The following is a 23496-nucleotide window of genomic DNA, read 5'->3' as shown; positions in this document are numbered from 1 at the left end:
TAATTAATATAAAAAATTCAAGTTCCACATCTAAATTTTACTTTAAACGTGTTGCACTTGAATTTTCAATTTAGGAACAGGGACTTTTAACGTCCTTGTTTTTTAATTATTCATAATCAAATGATTCATCCATCATCTCTTCTACTTCGCTTTCTTCTTCTGAAAATTCTTCGTTGTAGAATTCTGTGTTTTCTTCATCTTCTAAATCATTTTGATTGTTTTGATCTTCAATATATTCTTGAGTTAAGGCGTCGATATCAATTAAATTATCATCTGAAAATTCTGTTTCTTCTTCATTTTGTTCAACAAAATTAGTAAAGTATTTTATTGATGGTTTAATGTCATATTTTGAATGTTCTTCAAATGAGTAAAGTGCAGTACCTGAAGGAATCTTTTTACCAACAATGATGTTTTCTTTTAAACCAGTTAAATTATCTGTTCTTGAAGAAATTGCAGCGTTAACTAAAATTTTTGAAGTTTCTTGATATGAAGCAGCGGCTAAAAATGAATCCGATAGTAGAGGAACTTGTTTAGCACCCTTAATAACAACATTACCAAATGCAGGTTTTTTGTTTTCTGTAAGAAGTAATGAATTTTCTTCCTGATAATCAAATATATCAACAATTGCTCCGGCAAAGAATTTTGAATCACCAGGATCGCTAATTACTATTTTTGACATCATTTGTCTAATAATAATTTCGATATACTTATCACTGATTGCGATTCCTTGAATACGATAAATTCTTTGAATTTCTTTCAATAGATAATTTTGAACTGTTATAACATCTGTTAATGCTAATAATTCTTTTAAAATAACCGGACCTTCTGAAAGTTTTTGACCAATTTTAACTTCATCACCAACTGAAACTCTTAGCTTTTTATTAGTATTTACTAATATTGATCTCTTAATCTTTTCATCTTGACTGTCTAATGATTCGATTGAAACGATAAAATCATTTTCTGATTTTTCAATTTTTTCAATATCAACAACAACACCTTGATATGGAGAAATTGTTGCAGGTCTACCTCAAGGTTGTTCGTGGGCGTCAATTAATTCAATTAAACGAGTGAAACCACCTGTAATATCTTCAACACCAGCAACCCCACCTGTATGGAAGGTACGCATTGTTAATTGTGTTCCAGGCTCACCAATTGATTGAGCTGCAATAATACCGACAGCTTCACCAATGTTAACTACACGGTTTGTAGCTAAATCCTTACCAAAACACATCTTACATACACCATTACGTGTATTACATCCTAGTATTGATCTAATTTCAATTTCTTCAATACCTTCATCAATGATTTTTTGAGCTATTTTATTTGTAATAAGAACATTTCTATCACAAATTAACTCGTTATTTTTATCATAAATTGGTTTATTTGTGAAACGACCAACAATTCTTTCTTTTAATGAAACAATTATTTGTTTTGTTTTAGTATCAATGATATTTTTAGCTAAGAATCCATATTCAGAACCACAATTTTCTTGTCTAACAACAATATTTTGAGCAACGTCGACTAAACGTCTTGTTAAATAACCTGATTTAGCTGTGTTAAGAGCAGTATCTGTTAAACCTTTTCTAGCACCGTGTGTAGATGAATAGAATTCAAATGCTGTTAAACCTTCGATAAATGATGATTTAACTGGAACCTCAACTGTTGATCTAACAACTCTATCATTCTTAGCATCGGCTTTTGTTGTCTTGGTGTTATTAGCCATAAGACCACGCATACCAGCTAATTGAACATAGTTAGAAATATTTCCTCTAGCCCCTGAATTAATCATGGTTATAACAGGGTTTTTTGGATTATTTTTGATAATTGTTTGTAATTCTTCTTGAATATTGTCCTTAATTTCTGCTCATTTTTTAATCGTTAAAGAATATCTGTCATCATCAGTAATTAGCCCTAAATTATAATAGTTCTTTAATTTATTAATATATTCATCACCTTCTGCAATATATACTGATTTTTTATCAGTTTCTAATATATCTGAGAATGAGATTGAGATACCAGAAGTGGTTGAATAGTCAAAACCTAGTTGTTTAATATCGTCTAAGATTGAAGCTACTATGTTTGTATATTTAAATCATACAACATCAAGCATTTTTGCTTTTTCTTTAGCTGAAATAGGTACATTTGTTTGACCATTGTATCTCTGTTCATTTTCTTGAATAAGTTTTTCTTTTTCAATCAATACAAATTCTGATAATAAATCAGCATGGTCTTTTTCTAAATTTTGACCCTTATATGTTTTTAATTTTAAGAATTCTAATACAATATCAGAATCATTTAAATCATTAATTTTATCGATTACACTTGCTACATTTCTAATACTAATTGTTGAAACATAATTATCGAACATATAACGAATTATTTTAGCAATGTTTTTCTTATTAAATGCTTCTTGTGTTGGAAGTGTCTTTATATATTGAGGTATATTTGTTCCAGCTTGAACAACATATATCTTATTAAATTCATTTTTGTATTCTTCTAAATTAATTGCTTTAGTTACTTTATTGTCAAAAATGAATGGGAAGTTTTTAGGAAATACATTATTAAAGATAAATTTACCAACTGTAGAAATTACATAAAGCTGTGAATTAATTGAAAATCCGCTAAATAGTTTATTATTTTTTACTTCTTCTGCAGGTAAAGCAACTCTTGCATGTAGAGAAACTTTTTTAGCTTCTAAACTTCTTAGCATGTGTTGATAGTTATCGAAAACTCTACCTTCACCTAATGCGTTTTCTTCTTCAATTGTTAAGTAATATAAACCTAAAATCATATCTTGTGATGGGTTAATAATAGGTTCACCATCTTTAGGACCTAAAATATTTTTATTAGCTAACATCAGTTCACGACTTTCTAATAAAGCTTGTTCAGAAATAGGAACGTGAACTGCCATTTGGTCCCCATCAAAGTCAGCGTTAAATGGAGTACATACTAATGGATGTAATCTAATAGCTTTTCCTCTTACTAATACCGGTTCAAAAGCTTGGATAGATAAACGGTGTAAGGTTGGAGCACGGTTTAATAATACTAATCTTCCTTTGATAGCTTCAGCTACGTGAGGTCAAATAATTGGGTTTTGATCCTCAATAATTTTCTTAGCATTTTTAACAGTTGTTGCAACTTGCTTATCAATTAAACGAGCAATAATTCATGGTTCAAATAATTTAGCAGCCATTTCACGCGGGATACCACATTGATGCATTTTTAAATTAGGACCAACAACAATAACTGAACGACCTGAATAGTCGACACGCTTACCTAATAGATTTTGTCTGAAACGACCTTTTTTACCAGTAAGAGCATCAGAAATTGATTTGAATGGTCTATTATCTTTAGAAAGAACAGGATTTGGTGTTCTTCTTTGGTTATCGATTAATGCATCCACTGCTTCTTGAATCATCCGCAATTCGTTTTGGATAACTAATGTTGGAGCATCTTTTTCCTGTCATTGTTGCAAACGATTGTTTCTAATAATAACTCTACGGTATAACTCGTTAATATCACTTGTTGAGTGTCTACCTCCATCTAATTGAATTAATGGTCTTAAGTCAGCTGGGATAACTGGTAGATTATAAATTAACATGTTTGTTGGAGATTGTTTAGATTCAATAAATGCATTGATAACTTGAAGTCTTTTATAAAGTTTTTCTCTAGTTTGTTTTGTTGTAGTTGCAAACTTATCTGGGTTTTTTGATTCTTGTAAATTTAATTGATTAATTTGTTCAGTTACATAAGCTTTTTCAGCTTGTAAATCAAGATTTTTTAATAGGTACTCAATAGCTTTTGCACCAGTCATAATTCTTGCATCTGAATAATGTTCAATCACTTCGTTAAGTTCATAGAAGTCAATACCATATTCTTGACCAATTTTTGAAGTTGCTTTTTCAACTAATTGTTCAATTGTTTCAGTAATGTCTTCATAAGCTTCTTGATGATCTGGGTTTTTTGGATCAAAACGTGTTAATAATTCATCCAAAGCTTCTTTATAAATTACAGCGGCATCATTAATTTCAATAATTAAATTTTTGGGTAATGATTTTAATCCACCATCTTCTACAACTATATGATTTTTGTAATAAATTAGATTTTCTAATTCTTCTCTACGTACCGTTTCATGACTGTTTTCACTTGAAATTCTTAATCCAAGTAATTTATATAAGATTGAATGGTCAACCTTAAAGAATCAAAAGTGAACTACAGGACTATTTAATTTAATATGTCCCATATGATTTCTACGTGAAATCTTAGGTAGGATTTGTACTTTTTCTTGTTTACATAATTCAGTTCTTGTACAGAAAGATCCTTCATTTATTCTTTTATATTTGTACCCACAAACTGGGCATCTGTAGTCAATCATTGGGCCAAAAATGATTTCATCAAATAAACCACCTCTTTCAGGTTTATATGATTTGTAGTTAATTGTTTCTGGTTTAGTAACTTCACCGTGTGATCAACTTTCAACATCCTCAGGAGTTGCTAAAGATAAGGAAATTTTTGTTATTTTTGATTCATCTAATAAATCGTATTTTGAATTATTTTTCATTACTCAGTTCCTCCATCTCAATCTTGTTGATATTTAGTATCAACTCTTTCTATTTCAAAATCATTTTCATCTTGAACATCATCATGAGCTTCAAGTTTAATTCCTAAGCCTCTTAATTCATAAGCTAGAACATTAAATGATTCGGGCATGCCAGGTTGTGGTAATTTTGTTTTGCGTGCAAGCGAATTATATAATTGATTACGTCCATTTATATTATCAGATTTATAAGTTAATAATTCTTGCAATAAGTTTGCTGCTCCATATGATTCAATAGCTCATGTTTCCATCTCACCAAATCTTTGACCACCATTTTGAGATTTACCTCCCAATGGTTGTTGGGTAATCAATGAGTATGGACCAACTGAACGAGCGTGCATTTTGTCATCAACCATGTGATATAGTTTTAGGTAATACATTATACCTACTGATATTGGCTGATCGAATGGTTCACCTGTTCTTCCATCATAAACAACAGATTTTCCTGAAGAATTAATATTAGCTTCTTCTAAAATGTCTTTGATTTGATTATGAGTTATACCATCAAAAATTGGAGTAACAAATTTTGTTCCTAATTTCTTAGCGGCTAAACCTAAATGTAATTCTAGAACTTGTCCAATGTTCATACGAGATGGAACACCTTGTGGGTTAAGAACTATATCAAGTGGAGTACCATCTTCTAAATAAGGCATTTCTTCAACAGGCAATACTATCGAAACAACACCCTTATTTCCATGACGACCTGCCATCTTGTCGCCGACTTTAATTTTTCTTTTTTGAGCAATCGATACCTTAACGATTTTTTCAATTCCATCTTCTAAAGTATCACCTTGTTCACGACTTAATACTTCAACAGCAACAACAGTTCCGTTGTGTCCGTGTTTTACTTTCAATGAAGTATCTTTTCTTGAAGCAGTTTTTTGACCAAAAATAGCGGCCATAAGTTTTTCTTCAGGAGTTGGGTTTTCTTCGCCTTTTGGAGAAGTTCTACCAACTAAGATATCACCAGCTGAAACTTCTGAACCAACTCTTACAATTCCATTATCATCAAGGAAACGTTTTGAATGGTTTGAAACGTTTGGAATATCAGCGGTTAAAATATCTTCACCTGCTTTAGAATGTCTAAATTGAATAGTTTGTTCTTCGATGTGAATTGAAGTATAAACATCATCTTTAACTAATCTTTCAGATAGAACAACAGCATCTTCATAGTTAAATCCATGTCATGTTGTAAAACCAACTAAAACGTTTTTACCTAACGCCATTTCTCCGTCTTTCATCGATGGACCATCAACTAATAAATCACCTGCTTTTACTTCTTGACCTAATTTAACAAGAGGAACTTGGTGAATTAACGTTCCCTGGTTAGATCTTTCAAAAGTTCTTAAATAATATGAATCTTTCTTAGTTGATCCTTCTCTTGTTATTTTAATTACGTTAGCATCAACATAACTAACGACACCATCGTATTTTGCAATGATGTTTGTTGATGAATATCTTGCAATATCAGCTTCAACACCGGTTGCAACTAATGGAGATTCAGGGAATAAAACAGGCACTGCTTGACGTTGCATGTTAGAACCCATTAGGGCACGGTTAGCATCATCGTTTTCTAAGAATGGGATAGCTGATGCAGCTATCGAAGTCATTTGACGGTTAGATACACCAACGAAATCAACTTCTTCTGCAGGGACTTGTAAATATTCATTATCACGACGAACCATTACTGCTTTATCAACAATTAAGTCATTCTCAATATTAACTGTTGATTGTGCAAAAGTATAACCAGCTTCTTCAATTGCAGTTAGATAATGTGGTCTAGAAAAATCAACTTTTTTGTTTTCAACCTTAAAATATGGAGACTTAATAAAACCATATTTATCAATATCAGCAAATGATGCTAAGTTTAATATTAGCCCGATATTTGGACCTTCAGGAGTTTCAATTGGACAAATTCTTCCATAATGGGTTGGGTGAACGTCCCGAACCTCGAACTGAGCTGTATCACGGTTAAGACCTCTTGGACCTAATGATGTAATACGACGTTTATTTGATATTTCAGCAAGTGGATTGCACTGATCCATAAATTGTGAAAGTTTTGAAGTGTTAAAGAATGATTTAAATTGATTAAAGATTGGTTTGTTATTAGTTACGTTTTTAGGTGTGATTTTCGAAGTTTCTTTTGTAGAAATTCTTTCACGGGTATTTTTTTCTAATTTGATTAAACCAATTCTTAATTGATTTTGTAAAAGTTCACCAATTGTAACAATTCTTTTGTTAACTAATGAGTCAGGATCATCGTCAACACCGATATTAGATAATAAGTTAAAGTAGTATGAAATTGTTGCAATTAAGTCTGGTATTAATAAGAAATTCTCTGTTGCATTTGGATCATTTCCTAAAACTTGAACCTTATTAATATCATTTAACATATCGTTTTCTGTTGGATAGATTCAAACTCTAGGAACTGATAAACGTTGAGATAATTTTTCATTACCAACTACATCTAATTGGCTTCCATAAGCACTTGCTTCAACGTCAGGTAATTTTCACAATGGTAAAATACCTAATCTAAATTCTTCAGCAATTTTTCTTGCAATTTCTCATGTTATTAATATACCTTTTTGATACTTAACAATTCCTTCGATATTTAAAATATCTTCTGCAAGATATGTATTAGCCAATCTTTCGGCAATATTTAACTTACGATTTAATGTAAAACGTCCAGTTTCCGTTAGACTATATCTTTTTTCATTAAATAAAGTTGATGGAATAAGATTTCTAGCAGATTCTGCCGTCATTCTATCACCTTTTCTTATTAAACGATAGATAGTCTCCTGAGCATCTCTTGTTATTTCATCATCAGTTGTTCCGGTTGTTTTATCTTTTCTTAATGTTTCATTTAATTCAGGAATATCACCGAACATTTTTTTAATGCCTTTTTCAGTGAAACCTAAAGCTTTTAAGAATGTTGATAATAAAAATGATTTATTTTTATCAATATGTACCTTTATTGTATCTGGGTTAGATGAAGTAGTCTTGTGGTATATTTCTACCCAAGAACCTACTTGCGGGATTATTTCTACTTTATTAAATAAGTCGTTAGCTTGTTTATTTCTAACATTAACACCAAAGTAAGCTCCTGTTGAACGGATTAATTGAGAAACAATAACCTTTTCAGATCCATTTATAACAAATGAACCTCCATAGGTCATAATTGGAATTTCAGCAAAAACAACTTCTGCTGGAGTCACCTCTCCTGTTTCTTCATTAACTTGTTTTAATTTTGCTTTAAGCTTACCATGATATGAAGAACCTTTTTGCTTGGCCTCTTTAATGCATTCAAATTCTGTTTTATTTGGATATTCAAAAGTTGCTGAATTTTCGATATATTCAATTTTAACTTTTCCTCTTGCTTCAATTGGATATATATTTCTTAATTCTTCTTCAACCCCAACAGTTAAGAATTTTTCAACAGAATCTCTTTGCATCTTTAAGAAATCTGGTGTATCGAATTTCTTTTGACTAATTGAATAATCTCTACGTTCTGTTATTGGACCAAATTTTCTTAAAATATATTGTGGTTTATTACTCATATCTAACCTCATTTAAATATTTAAATTTTATTTTTTTATATTAAGTTTTATTTTTGTTATATGTAATACGCATACGTATATGCGTGTGCTATTAAAAAACACAAAAACGGCTTATTATAAGCCAGTTTTTATGTTTTTAAATTAGTCTAATACAACTTCAGCTTTAACTTCAGCAAGTTTTGCTTTTAGTTCTTCAGCTTCTTCTTTCTTAACATTTTCTTTTAATAGTGCAGGAGCAGATTCAACTAATTTCTTAGCATCCATTAAACCTAATCCTAATAAATCTTTAACTGCTTTAATAACAGCTAATTTATTTCCACCATCTGATTTTAAAGTTACGTTAAATGTTGATTTTTCTTCAACAGCTTCAGCAGCAGCTGGAGCAGCAGCAGCAACTACAGCAGTAGGATCAATACCGAATTCTTCTTTTAATCCTTCAACTAATTCCATAACTTCTTTAATATTCATTTCTTTTAATGCTGAAACGAATTCTTCTTTTGTTAATTTAGCCATAATTTTCTCCTTAATTTATTTTTTTAATTTTTAATATTTATTATTCTGATACTTTTCCTTGTTTAACTAACTCATTTAAACCAATTGCTAAATTTTTAATTGGTGCAAGTAATGAGTTTCCAAGAATCATAAGTGATTCTTCGTATGAAGGAAGTTTTGAAATTTCATCTAAATTTTTTGCATCAACAACTTTATTTTCATAAATTCCAGCTACTAATTCAAGAGCAGGGAATTCTTTTTTAAATTTAACCAAGGCTTTTAAAGTTGTTAAATCATCTTCTTTAGCAAAAATAAAAATATTTTGACCAACTAATAAATCATTCAATGATTCTTGTTCTGTTGATAATAAAGCTTGTTTCACTAAACGGTTTTTATAAACTTTTAATAAAACGCCATATTTTGCTAATTCTCTACGAATAACTTGTAAAGAAGTAACATCAAGTGTTTTATAAGAAGCTACATATAAAGCTTTTGATTCGTTTAAGTGTTTTGAAATTTCATTAACAACTAAAACCTTAGCATCTTTTAATGCACTCATTTTTCCTCCTATATAATTATTGCAATATCAAAAACGGTTAACATACTAGGTAACTTTATTAAGCATTCGCCGTTACTGTCTTCATATATTGCGTAAGCATTATACCATATTTTAATTAAAATTAAAAGAAATAAAAACAAGAACGGTTTTGTTCTTGTTAATTAATTATTAAATTTAAATTCATTAGGTATTTCATCTAAACCGTTTTTAAATAAATTAGTTTTTATATTGGTTGATTCATATAGTTTTTTTAATGCTTCGCGATATGAATTTTTTTGTTCTCTTCCGCAACCATAAATTAAGTCATATTGTGGGAGATTATATTTTCCGTATAATCCTTTATAATCAAAGCCTTCGGATCTAAATGCAGCTGACAATCCAGCGATTGCTGAAGTATTTGTAGCATAATAAACTGATACTAATTCATTATTTTGATTTCTAATAGATGATCCTGAAGAACCTCCTATTGGAGCTCATCTACGTGGCATATATGCAAGCGCCATATTAACATATCTTTTCCCATCTACATAGTAAAAGTCTTGTCCTAATTTTGGGATTGAAATAAATGTATCCAAGACTCCTGGCTTATCCTTAAATGAACGATAACCGATTTGGTATGATAAGAAATTCCCTCTATCTAATTTATCTTTTGGATACGAAGATGGTCCATTCTCACCATCAGTTATTTTTGCATTAAAATATTCATACTCGCTGTTTGTTCATAAACTAAATGAGGTGCTTTTTCTAGCTATTTGATCTTCATTCGTTTCTTTGTTTGGAATTTCTAAAAAATAATCGGCTTTTGATGATGGTCATCCTAAAGCATATAATTGATCTAAGTTTGAAGGTAATTCACCTTTTAGAGGATAGTTTATACTATCATAATTGTTAAGATATGAATTTTTCTTAAACTTAATGTGTTTGCTTTGTTGATTTGCATAATCATTTGTAATCTCTTTAGCTAATTTTTCAGCAAACTTTTCTTGGTTTGATTGAGGATAATTATTTGTAGTACTTTGATCATTTGAAGTGGCAAAAAACTTATCAATTTTTGTAAAATCTATTTCTAAAACAGCAAAGTCAACAAATTCTTCTAAATCTTGATAATTAGCTTTTTGTCTTTCTGTTAAGAAATCTTTTGGACTTGTTTTTAAATAGTCAATTCCATCAAATACCTTCTTAATAGCACCTGGATTTTCAAAACTAAATCTAGTAATATTATTATCTAATTCAGAAACTCTAAGTTTAGAGCCGACAGATAAATTATTATCGATTTTAGTTAAAGAAAATGAAGTTAAATTATTAATCATTGCTCTTGCAACGTGTGAATTTGTACCTAAATATCATTTTGTTGGATAACCGTTTTCATTAATCTCAAAATCCATAATTCAAGCAGTTCCATTTTCTGATAAACGTTCTCTTTTTTGACCAGCTCTTTTTTCAAATTCTTTTATTTTTTCCTTTAGCAGTTCAATTTCTTTTTCTATTGTTCTTTTTCTATAATCTGCTATAGCATCATCATATCTCTTTAATGCTTTTTCTTTTTCTGATTGAAGCGATTCAGCAAGGTGTTCATATTCATTTTCTTCAATTCTTTTGTTTCAATCTTCTTCAACTTCTGCTTTTGCTTCTTCTAATTCCTTGATTTTTTTATCAATTGAATTACGATATTCACCAGCATTATTAGGATTTTCTCAATGATTAATTGAATTTTGTAGTTTAGCAATATCATCTTTAAAATCATTTAAATATGTAAAACCAATTGAAAATGTTTGTTTAGCAATTTCAAGATAATGTTCATTAACAATAGTTCTAGCTAATCCTGTCGCTTTGTATGGCTCATTTTTTCCTAATGTATCAACTCATGATTCTTTTTTTCCAAATTCAGCAGATTCTAATATTTCAAGGCCTGCAACATCACCGTTTTCTTTAAATGAAGGAATTGTGAAACCTTTGTATGCTGAATTAATAAATGAATCTTGCCCGACCTGAGATGCTTTTTCGTCATGCTTTCTTATTTGATCGTCTGTTGCTTTAATATTTTCTCTAAAGTTTTTTCAATCAGGAATACCAGCTGATAATGCTAAATATGATTTTATTCCATCAACGTATTTATCATTATCATATTTAAATCTTTGATTTTGATCAAATGAAATATATTTGTTTATTTCTGAATTTTTTATATTTTCAGAAAACTTGTTGTTGGGTTTATCTCCATTTCTATCAAGATTATCGAAAGAAGTTTTAAACCCATCTATTTTAAATAAGTGATTCAACCTTTTTAAAGTTGCTTTATTTTTAAAAACAATGTTAATTTTTGCTTTTCCCGATTGATTTGCATCATCATCCAAGAATACTGTTTCAACTGAAAAAATAATTTTTTCTTCTAAACTTTTATCCTTTGGACTAACTTTTATTGATGTAGGTGCTTTTTGTAATTCACTTGGATAAATGTCTTCTTTTCTATTACCGTTGAAAAAATGTTCAAATGAAATATCAAACTTGTCTTCTAATTTAAAAGCCTTTGTAATTTCACTAAAGTCTCTATCAAATTCTTCATCACTGTAATTCAAATTTGTTTCTGGTTTTTCTTCAGGTGCGTTTTCTTCTTTTATTCTTTTTATTTTATTTATTTCTTCTTGAACTGAAGTTATAGCATTTTTAGCTTGATTTTTAAATTTTCTTAGCTCTATTAGTGTGATATTTTCTTTTTTTAAAACAGCTTCGATGTCTGTAATTATTTTTATAGATTCATTATAAACATTAGAAGATTTATAATTTGAGTCTTCGGTTTTTAATTCTTCTATTTTAGTTTTTAGATTAGCTAATTCTTTTTGTAATGCATCTTTTTCTTTTGCTTCTTCATTTTGGCAAGAAATTAAAGAAAAAATTGGTGCTGTAAAAATTGGTGCTGTAAATAAAAGTAATTTAGATTTATTAAGCTTTCTTTTATTATTTTGTTTCATTTTATTATCCTTTTGTTAATGATTAAATTTATCATTCATTTTAATTGAATGTTTCATCTTGTGCATATGTAACTGAATAACCATTTGATTGCAGTTGTCTTTTTAAATCTTCAGCACCTGATGGAACCTGTATTTCTCTTGAAACACCAGATAAATTTATTAAAGTACTTAAATTTGATAAGGCAGAGCTTGTTAACGTATTAGAACTTATTAATCTTATATTTTGGGTTATGCTACCATTGCTAAATTCAATTTTTGTCGGCGGAAATCCTGGTTCACCTAAAGCCATAACGGTATTAAATTGTGCGTTATCTAAATCGTCACCACTAACTTCATACCAACTTTTATTGCTATAAAACTTAACATTTTTTAATTTACGTTTTTTATTCGATGGTTTAATGTAATCATAAAATACTAAGCCTTTTAATGTTCTAATTGATGGAGCGCGAGAGAAATCTAATCTTGTTGGATAACTATTTCCGCCTTCATTGGTATCAGGATTTAATCCAGGACCAAATCCACCTTGGAAAATACCTTCATTATTTCTAACATAATATGCCATACGCAAACCATTATTTATTCTTTCGTATTTATTTGCTGAATTATTTAATATATCACTTTCTTCAAAAGCAAGAGTATTAAATGTTATTCTTGTCGCAATATCTGCTCCTTGTTTATTTTCTCAGCTAACATTATAATCAATAGTATTAACTCATTCAACGTTTCGAATTGCTCAAGGGTTTAATGATCAATCATCTAGCAATGAATTTCCTAAGGTAAACAATGATAACTCTTTAATTTTTTTGTTTTCTAGCTCAATCAATGAAGATGTATTAGTTGCTCTATGATCAAAGAAAAGTTCTAATTGAGGCAATTTATCAGGAAGTGCTTTTAATATTTCCTTAAATTTTTGGTTAACATCTTTTTTACCCATATTTTTAATACGATATGATGTTATTTCGATTCCTTTTTCTTTTAATGATTCTATCAATCTTTTAGTTTTTTCATAACCATCATAGTTAGCAGCATCAATTTCAACAATATATCCTTTATTCAATTTACCTTCTTCAGGTTTATCTCTAACTAATTCTGTTATTTTTATTCCATCACCATTACCAACATTAAATTGTTTGAATTTTTCGCTTCTTGTAACATCAGTTTTTGTTCATCCACGATAATTTCCATCTGCAATATCTTGCGGTGTTCTAGCATATCATCCTTCGATTCCAAATGCTCTTCTTTCTTTGTTATCTCTTTCCATTCTAGAAGTAACACTATTATAACCAGGAGCTGGAGAATAAGTATATGAATCTATTTCACCATTTTCATTAATATATGCATTATCAGGTGAAGCTGTATAACCTTCTTTTAAATATTTTTCAGCTCCTTTACCTAATTTTGTGAATTTAGAATAATCAAGGTGTTTTATTAATCAAGCATATTTTATGTTCATACTTGAAAATTGCTTTGGTTTTTTATATTCAATTGCGGCTTCTGGTAGTAAAAAATCAACGACTTTAGGACTGTCTAATAAACGTTTAAATTTATCCATTAATCTCTGTCAAATTAATGAATTATTTTTTATATTTAATTCAGGATCATATTTATCGTTTGCTTCAACTAACAAATCATCAACATAACCAGAAAAATAATTTTTTAATCCATCAGTTTTATGATTGATCAGACTATTTAATGTTGCATCTTTTAATTCTTTAGTTACTTCGACACTTTTAATATTTCCTACAATTACATTTAAATATGGATTTGGATTTGTAATACCAGCTTCAATATCACGAGGATCTAGCGGTCTTGAAGGAGCTGGAGTTACTTCTGCAACTACCTTAACGCCGTTGATTTCTATTATTACTCTTTCATTATTTGATTTATTTGGATTAGAAGGTTTTGGCTTTGGTTTAGGAGGTACAGGGGTTGGTTTGGGTGGTGTGGGAACTGGAGTTGGAGCGGGTGTGGGGGTTGGTTTAGGAGCTTCAACTACCGGAGGATTTTCTGCCTCTTTTAATCTACGATCTGTAATCGAAATATTTGCCTTTGTTGTATCAGGAGTTCCTTTATGAAAAATTTCTGGGTTTGCACCATTTGGGTTTTTATATTCAATACCGTTTCTATTTTTTTGATTTGTTAAAAACACTGTCGATCCAAAGACAACAGATGAAAGTAATAAGGCTGTAAATGCAGAAAAAATTATTCTGCTTTTTTTATTTTTTAGAAATTTCACAATTAACTCCTAAGTTCTTACATATTATATTTATAGTATAGTTTAATTATATAATTAATGGTCTCTAAATTTAGAACGTTTGTTTATATATACTGTTTATTTTCTTTAATGTATTTTAAGATATTGCCTTAATTTCTTTTGTTTATAAAAAAATTTTAAATCAAGTAAATAGCGGGTATGTTTCGTTTTTTATATTTTTTTATATTGCAACTTTAGTATTTCTATCGATCTTTTTTCAATAATAATTCATACTGTTAAAATCTTTTTTTATTATTCAATATTGCGATTGTTTTTAGAAACATTTTTTAAAGAACTGTAAGTTTTAAAAATTTCAGTTATAAATTAAAGATTTAAATTTAAGCTCCTTAATAGCACTTTTTCTTATCTTATTAATTTCATTATTTATATTTAATTTATTTATAAATTTGATTGCTTTAAAAATAAGATTTGCATAAATTACTTTAACCTTATTTCATATTGATTTTTATTTATTTAACAAAAAATTACAATTATTAATTATTTTACTATACAGATTATAGTTTATTTACTTGTTACTTCTATAATAGATTTTTTAGTTTATATATAACATACAAAAGATAAAAAAATATGGCGCATTTTACTTGCTAATGTTTGAACGCCATATTTTAATTTATATTTTTTAAAAATTTAGCTGTGTTCAAAAGAACATATTATTTTCGTTTATTTTTTCTTTTTTTTAAGAATATTACTAATAAAATTACAGCAATAAACACCAAAACAATTACTGAAGTATAAATTAAAATAGATTTTAAATATTTCTTTGGTGTTTCCTTCTGTTTTACTTTAATTTTTTCATTAATTTGTTTTAAAATAGGTTGTGTTTTGTTCTTAATTTGGTTGTATTCATCAATATTTGTAGTATAAATGTTTTCACTATATTTTTTAAGTTCATCAATTAATTCCTTGTATTCAACTTCAAGAAAGTTAATATCATATTTGTTAGTAACCCATTCTCAATCCTCATTTAATTTTAAAGCTTCTTTTGTAGAAATAATTTTTATGTTATTAACTTTTTCTTTTATTAAAGCTTGAGCGATTTTAGATGTTTCAATTACATTTATTTGAATTTTTGGATTAATTTTTTTTATTTCACTTACTAATTCTATTGGAAAATCATAAGGTAGTTCAATAACAGAAACACTACTATTATTAAATGCTAAAACATTTAATTGATTAATTCCTAAATCTAATATTACTTTTTTCAAATTATCATATTGACTTAATATAAAATCAGTTAAAATCGAACCTTTTGCTAGTCTAATTTCATTAGCTCCTCCAGGAATAGAAATTACATTTTGTAATTGTTTGTCATAAAGAGGGTATATATGATTTTCGGAAGGTACAGAAGCATAGTTTTGATTTTTTTTATCCACATTTATTTTTTTAATATGATTCGCACGGAAGGATTGTTTTTCATCAAAATTAGTTGTATTTTGATGAATAGTCACAACTTCTTTATAATTTGCCGGAACACTTAAAAGCGTACCGTAATTTTTAGAATATAATATTCCATTGTAATCACTATACGTTTTATTTTTATTGTTAATTTTAAAAGATTCAATCAATGATGTTCCTGATTCGAAGTCGATTTTTGAAATATTAGAACCTACGTTTATTATTAGTTTTTTATTAGACAAAGTATCTCTTTGTTCTTCATTATTTAATGCATAATTAGATATTGAAGTTATTTCTAACCCGTTAACCTGATCAGGAATGTTTACAATTTGTTTGTCGATATTGTTTATTTTTTTAACAGAAATTCCGTGAAAAAATTCATACTCGAATTCTTTTGTTTGTAAAGAAACACCATACATTTTTTGGGGTTCATGATCTATTGAAAAATCTTCAATAGTTTTTTCAAAATATGCTTTTCCTCATGTTGCATCTGAATAAAAAATATCATTATCATCCAAAATAATCAAATTTCATTGATGAGCTCCATAAATAGAGTTGCCAGTTAATATAACATTAGCAATATCAGCTTCATCCAACATAACTTTGTATAAATTAGAAAACCCTCCACAAACTGCTACCTTTCTTTCTAATACTTTAATTGGTTCAATTTCTGGAGCAGGACCATTAGCGGTTGCATACTTAACATTTTCACAAATTCAGTTGTGTATAATTTTAGCTATAGATTTTTTATCTGTTGTGTTTTTAATCAACTTTTTAACAAATTGTTTTATTACTCCTTTATCCTCATTAGTATACTTTCCCAAAGAGTCATCTCAATTCTTGATATTTTCCAATGAAACTTGTTTAATGAATTCAATTCCCAGTTTATTCTCGAATAAATTTTTTTGGTATTTCTTATCTTCGTTACTTGCAGAAACAACAATTAAAGGATAAAGCGAAGTTGGCAATAATAATGTTGATAATAATATTTTTTTCATAGTAATAATTATAATAATAATTAAACTTTTTACAAAAAAAGATTAAGGCATAAGTATTATTTTAAATTTGTAAATAACAAAAAATCAAAATTTTTGAAACGTTTTTTAACAAAAATATGGCAAAAGTTTTTTTGACATAAAGTCAGCATATAATTTTATAAAGACTAGCACAAGGTAAATCGCAAAATATAATTAATTCAGAGCTAAAAAAATATAAAAGTTAATAACAAATGAAAATGGAATTAAATTTGAAAAATATGTATTTTAGTCAGATGATTAAATATAAAATTTATATAGATAAAGCTTATGCCTCTTTTCGAAGAGCATCAAATGAACGTTGAAATAGAATTTTGATAAGATAATTCAATAACTCCTTTAATTTTAATACTATAACACAAGAGGATTGATATAGTTTTTAATTAAATAATAAATATGACGCTATAAATATTAAATTAGAAAACAGCACCACAAACGTATTTTTAATATATTAAATAGTTATTTTTAACACGGATTAACATAATAAAGTTTGTTTATTTTCATTTGCAAAAATGACTATTTAATATTTATGATTTTTGAATTATTAATTTAAAAAATAAAATATATAATAAAAAAGCTCAAGCCTTTATGTTGCGCTTGAACTTTTTTATTGTGAGTTTAAGATTTAAATCACCTTAAACCTTAAAATTATTATCATAAATTTTATCTAGATTAGTCTTCTTCAGAAGAAACTTTTCCACCACGTTTTTTGATGATTTCATCAGCTAAATTACGTGGTAATTTTTCATAGTGATCAAATCACATTTGATATGTACCACGACCAGTAGTCATAGATCTTAATTGTGTTGCATATCCAAACATTTCGCTTAGAGGAATGTATGCTTTAATAACGTGAGCTCCGTCGTTTCTTGTTTCATTGTCACGAACTTGTCCTCTTCTACGAGAAATATCACCCATAACATCACCAAAGAAATCTTCAGGAACAACAACAGCAACGTCCATAATTGGTTCTAATAAAACTGTTCCAAGTTGTTCGCGTCCCTTTGTAAGTGATTTAGAAGCAGCAATTTTATATGCTAATTCTGATGAATCGACTTCATGGTATGAACCATCAAATAATGTTGCTTTAATATCGATCATTGGATATCCAGCAAGAATACCAATTTCCATTTTTTCTTTAAGACCTTTTTCGATTGATTTGATGTATTCTTTTGGAATTTTACCACCAACAATCTTGTCGATGAATTCAAAACCACCGTCTGGATTTGGTTCATATTTAATTCATACGTGACCATATTGACCTTTACCGCCAGATTGTTTCTTATGAATACCTTCAACCTCAGCAGCTTTTGTAATTGTTTCACGATACGAAACTTGAGGCGCTCCAACACTAACTTCAACTTTGAATTCACGTTTCAATCTATCAACAATAATGTCTAGGTGTAATTCACCCATACCAGCAATAATTGTTTGTCCAGTTTCCTCGTCGGTGTAGTATTTAAATGTAGGGTCTTCTGCTCCTAAACGTTGTAATGCAAGTGATAATTTTTCAGATGCATCTTTTGTTTTAGGCTCAATGGCTTGCGAAATAACAGGTTCTGGGAAATTCATGTTTTCTAAAACAATATCTTTATGTTTCTCATCGATTAATGTATCACCTGTTGTTGTGTATTTTAAACCAACAGCAGCAGCAATATCACCTGTTCTAACTTCATCGATATCTGTTCTTGAGTTAGCGTGCATTAATAAAATACGGCTAAATCTTTCTTTTTCACCTTTTGTTGAGTTAGCAACGTATGAACCTTTTGAAATAACACCACTATATACTCTAAAGAATGTTAAGTTCCCAACAAATGGGTCGTTCATAACCTTGAACGCTAGAGATGAGAAGAATTCATCATCTGAAGCTGGGATAGAAATTTCTTCTTCGCCTTTGTAAGCTTTCATGGCTGGAATATCTAATGGAGAAGGTAAGTATTCAACAACAGCATCAAGCATTAATTTAACACCTTTGTTTTTGAATGATGTACCACAAACAACTGGGAAATATTCTGAGGTTAAAGTTGCTTTTCTGATTGCCTTTTTCATTAAATCAGCTGAAACTTCTTGTTCAGTTAATAATAATTCCATAATTTCTTCATCAAAATCAGCTAGTGATTCAGCTAATGATGAACGCATTAATTGAGCTTCGTCTTTTAGGTGTGCAGGAATTTCGATTTCCTTCATATTTTCGTCAACACCACCATCAAATTCATAAGCTTTTAAAGTTACTAGGTCAATAATTCCACTAAATTGTGCTTCTTCACCAATGTTTAATTGAATTGCGTGTGCATTTGCACCTAATAATTTTCTTAATGATTCAACTGATGCTTTAAAGTTTGCACCCATCTTATCCATTTTGTTAACATACACGATTCTAGGAACTTTATAGTTTGTTGCTTGTCTTCAAACCGTTTCAGTTTGAGGTTCAACACCAGATTGAGCATCCAAAACAGCAACAGCACCATCTAAAACACGTAATGAACGTTCTACTTCTATTGTAAAATCAACGTGTCCTGGTGTATCGATAATGTTTAATCTTTTATTTTTTCAATAAGCTGTTGTAGCAGCTGAAGTAATGGTAATACCACGTTCTTGTTCTTGAATCATTCAGTCCATTTGTGAAGCACCTTCGTGTGTTTCACCAATTTTATGAATTTTACCTGTGTGAAAAAGAACTCTTTCTGTTGTTGTGGTTTTACCAGCATCAATATGAGCCATGATTCCGATATTACGATAATTTTCTAATTTATATTCTCTTGACATATATTTATTTTTATCCTAATCTTTAAAATAATTTAAATAAATTTATAATTATCATCTAAAGTGAGCAAATGCTTTGTTTGATTCAGCCATCTTGTGGGTATCTTCACGTTTCTTGATAGCTCCACCCATTTTATTTGAGGCATCAATAATTTCATGTGCTAACTTTTCTTCCATTGTTTTATCGTTTCTTAATCTTGCATATTGAATAATTCATCTTAAAGCTAATGTTTGTTTTCTTTTTGCACTAACTTCACAAGGTACTTGATAGTTTGAACCACCAACTCTTCTTGAACGAACTTCTAATTGAGGACTTACATTTTCTAATGCAGCGTTAAATACTTCTAATGGTTCTTTTCCGGTTTTTGATTTGATAATTTCAAATGCGTTGTATAGGATGCTTTCAGCTACAGATTTTTTACCATCTAACATAATTGCGTTAATTAATTTGGTAATAATTTTTGAGTTAAAAACTGGATCTGCTAAAACATCTCTTACAGGTGCTTTATGTTTTCTTGACATATTTTTTTCCTTTCTATTTAACTTTCTAATTAATTACTTTTTGGTCTTTTTGTTCCATATACTGAACGAGCTTGTTTTCTATTATTTACTCCAGCAGCATCTTGAGTACCACGAACTATTGTGTATCTAACCCCTGGTAAATCTTTAACTTTCCCACCACGAATTAAAACAACTGAGTGTTCTTGTAAGTTGTGTCCTTCTCCTGGGATGTAGGCTGTAACCTCTTGTCCGTTTGATAATCTAACACGGGCATATTTACGAATAGCTGAGTTAGGTTTTTTAGGTGTCATTGTAGCTACCCGAGTACATACTCCACGTTTAAATGGTGCAGGAATAGCTTTTTCTTTTTTTTGTAAAGAGTTATACATCTTTAATAAAGCAGGAGCTTTAGATTTAGTTGTTTTATCTTTACGGCCTTGCTTAACTAGTTGAGCAACTGTAGGCATATTTTTCCTTTCATTTAATTTTGTTTGTAATTTTATTTATATTCAATATTTTTAAAAAATGATTTAAAAATACTTATAAATTATACAACAACTAAACCGGTGTACAACATTTTTTTTATTTTTTTATTTAATTAAAAAAAGTAGCTAATTGCTACTTTGATTATCATCAATTTCTTCTTTTTGTTTTTTTATATCATTAATGAATTTTTTAAGTTTCTCTGTTTCTATTTCAATTTGTTTAATAGATCATTCTGGATTAAAATTATTGTCATTATAATAATTTTTAATTTTAATTATTAATTCTTTATATTTTACCTCGCCTAAAATATTATTGAAAACCCAATTTGTAAAATCCGAAAATTCTTCAAAATATTTTTTTACTAAATTGATTTTTCTAGTTTTTAATTCAACAAAATCATTAACAATATTTTTGAATTTTTGTTTTGTAGAATCTAAAAAGTTTTGCAAATTATTATTTTCACTTAATCTTTCTTTCTTCATTGATAAAAGTAAATTATTTATATTAGTTTTTAAATCATTTACTTCTTCATCATTTGTGTAAGGAAAAAAATCATCTATGTCATTTATAGAACTTAAAATTTCATTTTTTAAACTATTAAAAATTAAGTATTTAAAATCTTTAATTTCTTTGCAAGATACAACAGTTAGTGGTATAAAAGATGAAGAAATCAAAAGCGATGTAAAGAGTATTTTTTTGTTCATATTATTTTATTTTGTTAATAAGAATTTTGAAATTAAGCAATTTCTATACACTTTTAAAAAATCTAATAGTTCATATTCTTCAAATTGCAAATCATCATTGAATGAAAATGATATAACAGTATTTGTATTGTAAAAAAGATCTTCGGTTTGAGAATCACGATAAAATAATCAAGAATTCTTAGAAGTATTTTGATACAAAGGATCAAGAGATCTTACTGAATAAACATATTCTTCATATTTTTTATTAAATTCTTCTTTTGAAATTTTTGAAAGATTTTTTTCATCGTTCATTATTTTTGCTTTTTGATCAACTTTTTGCATCCAAGCAATTTCTTTTTCAGCAACACTTAAATAATTATTTTTTTCTAGATTGTTTTCATTATTTTTTTGTTCATTTAAATCATTTTGTTTTTGTTCATTAATCATGAATTCTTCAAAATAATTTATTTTAAAAAGTTGATCTAAGAAAATATTGTATTGTTTTTTGAAATCAATTTCATTTAGGGTGTTGTAATTTTTGATTCATTGTTTAAATAGATTAAATAATAATATATTTGATGATTTCAATTTGTCAAAATCTATATTAATATTTTTTGGATAATTATTATCTAATTCATTTAATTTTGATTCCTTTAGAGAAATTGTTTCAAGTTTTATCTCTTCCAAGTGCTTTTTGTACTGTGGATAATTAAATTTAATGATAAATATTATCAAAAGTGATAACCCAAATGATAGTGCCAAAATTGCCCCGGCCACAATTGATGCAACAAAAAACGAAACATAAGTATTATTATTTTGATTATTTGTCGAATATATTTTAGATAATGAAACACTTGAAAAAATTATCTGGACTAAAGTTAGCAAGGAAATCATAATAATATTAAAAAATGCAGTGCTATTAACTTTAAATCCCTGAACATACCTTTTTATTAAATATTCTTTTAAAATGGTTTTTGTTTTATCGATGCTTCTTTTGAAATTAACAAAAAACTTAATCAATAAATAAATATTAACAATAAATAAAACAGTTAAAACTAAAGAATAAATTAAAAAATGGCCAGAGCTTTTGCTAGCTTCGGCAGAATTATTTTGGCTAAGTAATATTTCATTCATAAATAACCTTTATTCTTAACATTTTAATTTATTTGATCATCTTGTTGATCGTTCGAAGAATTTCTATTTTCTTCTTCATTTTTTGCTTCATTAGTTTTATTAGTTTGAGCTTGTTTAGATTGTTTGCTTTTATCTAAATTTTGGAAAATTATAATAATTTTTTCAATTAGTTTATTTCTTTCAAGACTTTTTGCATCAAAAATATTTAATTTTTCAGCCATCAAGATTAATTTTTCATTATCCAATGTTTCTAATTGAGAACGGTAATCAATATCATCATTATTTATTTTTTGATTGTCATTATCTTCTGATTTATTTAAATCTAAATCATTATTTTCAGAATGTTTTATATCATTATCCATATTATTTGGTTGATTAAATTGGTTTCCAAACATTTGATTAAACATAATCATAGGATTATTTTGTAATTCCTTAAATTGTTGTTGCACTTTGAAGTTTCTAAATGCTCTAATTATTGAAGAACATGGTCAATATAATGTAAAGTATCCAACTATTAATATTATTGTAAAAATAAGACTCAAAATTTGGTTTATATTTCAACTTTGAATTCTAAAAATAGAAAAACCTGATAAAAATAAATTTAAAATTGTAAATATTAATATAGTACTATAAAGCATTGAAAGCCATCTAGAGTATTTTGTAAAATCTTTTGCCTTAAATGCGGAATTTAATGAAAATATATGTCAGATGAAAAATGCTGCTGATAATAATGACATAACCAAAGAAATTGCAAATTTTTGATTATATAATTGTTTTGATATCTCTTCCGCTTCAGAAGGTGCCTTGTTTTTAGAAAAAATAATAAAATAATTAGCGATGTAATTTTGTTTATTTGCAGAATATTCGATTAATGCTGCTGTTAATAAGATTACTATTGCAATCAAAAAAACTGAAAATAGAATTCATCTTAATTTAATATTTTTTTTATTTTTTTCATACAGCTCTGTTGTCGATTTATAGGCTGCTAAATCTATTCTTCTCATTATTCTCCTTTTAACTTTATTTATTATAAATAATAAATATTAAATAAATT

Annotated in this window: 13 protein-coding genes; all 13 read right to left on the bottom strand. The window is 28.1% G+C overall.

Features of this window, described 5'->3' with window-relative positions:
- Nucleotides 1-106 precede the first annotated feature (106 nt).
- Nucleotides 107-4561 carry a DNA-directed RNA polymerase subunit beta' gene (locus V2E26_RS00500; RefSeq protein ID WP_330463507.1) on the bottom strand — a complete coding sequence of 1485 codons (4455 nt, stop codon included), beginning with the start codon at nt 4559-4561 and terminating at the stop codon, nt 107-109.
- Complete coding sequence (gene rpoB / locus V2E26_RS00495) at nt 4561-8154, bottom strand: DNA-directed RNA polymerase subunit beta (RefSeq protein WP_330463506.1); 3594 nt, start codon at nt 8152-8154, stop codon at nt 4561-4563. Before rpoB ends, V2E26_RS00500 begins: the two co-directional genes overlap by 1 nt.
- Nucleotides 8155-8295: 141 nt before the next feature.
- Entirely contained in the window at nt 8296-8667 is a 372-nt protein-coding gene (gene rplL, locus V2E26_RS00490; RefSeq protein WP_004417132.1) for a 50S ribosomal protein L7/L12, read from the bottom strand.
- Nucleotides 8668-8707: 40 nt separating this feature from the next.
- Entirely contained in the window at nt 8708-9205 is a 498-nt protein-coding gene (gene rplJ / locus V2E26_RS00485) for a 50S ribosomal protein L10 (RefSeq protein ID WP_330463505.1), read from the bottom strand.
- A gap of 161 nt (nt 9206-9366) precedes the next feature.
- Complete coding sequence (gene mip / locus V2E26_RS00480) at nt 9367-12171, bottom strand: Ig-specific serine endopeptidase MIP (RefSeq protein ID WP_330463504.1); 2805 nt, start codon at nt 12169-12171, stop codon at nt 9367-9369.
- A gap of 40 nt (nt 12172-12211) precedes the next feature.
- Nucleotides 12212-14407: a putative immunoglobulin-blocking virulence protein gene (locus V2E26_RS00475; protein ID WP_330463503.1), complete on the bottom strand. Its 2196-nt coding sequence runs from the start codon at nt 14405-14407 to the stop codon at nt 12212-12214.
- Between the two features lie 689 nt (nt 14408-15096).
- Nucleotides 15097-16839 carry a transglutaminase-like domain-containing protein gene (locus tag V2E26_RS00470; RefSeq protein ID WP_330463502.1) on the bottom strand — a complete coding sequence of 581 codons (1743 nt, stop codon included), beginning with the start codon at nt 16837-16839 and terminating at the stop codon, nt 15097-15099.
- Nucleotides 16840-17547: 708 nt separating this feature from the next.
- Nucleotides 17548-19641 (bottom strand): elongation factor G, encoded by a 2094-nt coding sequence (fusA, locus tag V2E26_RS00465; RefSeq protein ID WP_330463501.1) that lies wholly within the window; start codon nt 19639-19641, stop codon nt 17548-17550.
- A 48-nt stretch (nt 19642-19689) separates the two neighbouring features.
- The gene (gene rpsG / locus V2E26_RS00460) at nt 19690-20160 is read right to left on the bottom strand and encodes a 30S ribosomal protein S7 (RefSeq protein WP_330463500.1); all 471 of its coding nucleotides are present in this window, start codon (nt 20158-20160) and stop codon (nt 19690-19692) included.
- A 29-nt stretch (nt 20161-20189) separates the two neighbouring features.
- Nucleotides 20190-20606: a 30S ribosomal protein S12 gene (gene rpsL, locus V2E26_RS00455; protein WP_330463499.1), complete on the bottom strand. Its 417-nt coding sequence runs from the start codon at nt 20604-20606 to the stop codon at nt 20190-20192.
- 144 nt (nt 20607-20750) lie between these two features.
- On the bottom strand, nt 20751-21329 hold the full coding sequence (locus tag V2E26_RS00450) for a hypothetical protein (RefSeq protein ID WP_330463498.1): 579 nt from the start codon (nt 21327-21329) through the stop codon (nt 20751-20753).
- A gap of 6 nt (nt 21330-21335) precedes the next feature.
- Nucleotides 21336-22442 (bottom strand): ABC transporter permease, encoded by a 1107-nt coding sequence (locus V2E26_RS00445; RefSeq protein ID WP_330463497.1) that lies wholly within the window; start codon nt 22440-22442, stop codon nt 21336-21338.
- 23 nt (nt 22443-22465) lie between these two features.
- A complete protein-coding gene (locus V2E26_RS00440; protein WP_330463496.1) occupies nt 22466-23446 on the bottom strand; it encodes a hypothetical protein in 981 nt (326 codons plus the stop codon).
- Nucleotides 23447-23496: the final 50 nt, after the last annotated feature.

This window comes from Metamycoplasma gateae, from assembly GCF_036352135.1.
Taxonomy (GTDB): domain Bacteria; phylum Bacillota_I; class Bacilli_A; order Mycoplasmatales; family Metamycoplasmataceae; genus Metamycoplasma; species Metamycoplasma gateae.
Note: the sequence above shows the minus strand (reverse complement) of the source record. Positions and strands in the feature narration are given on the sequence as shown.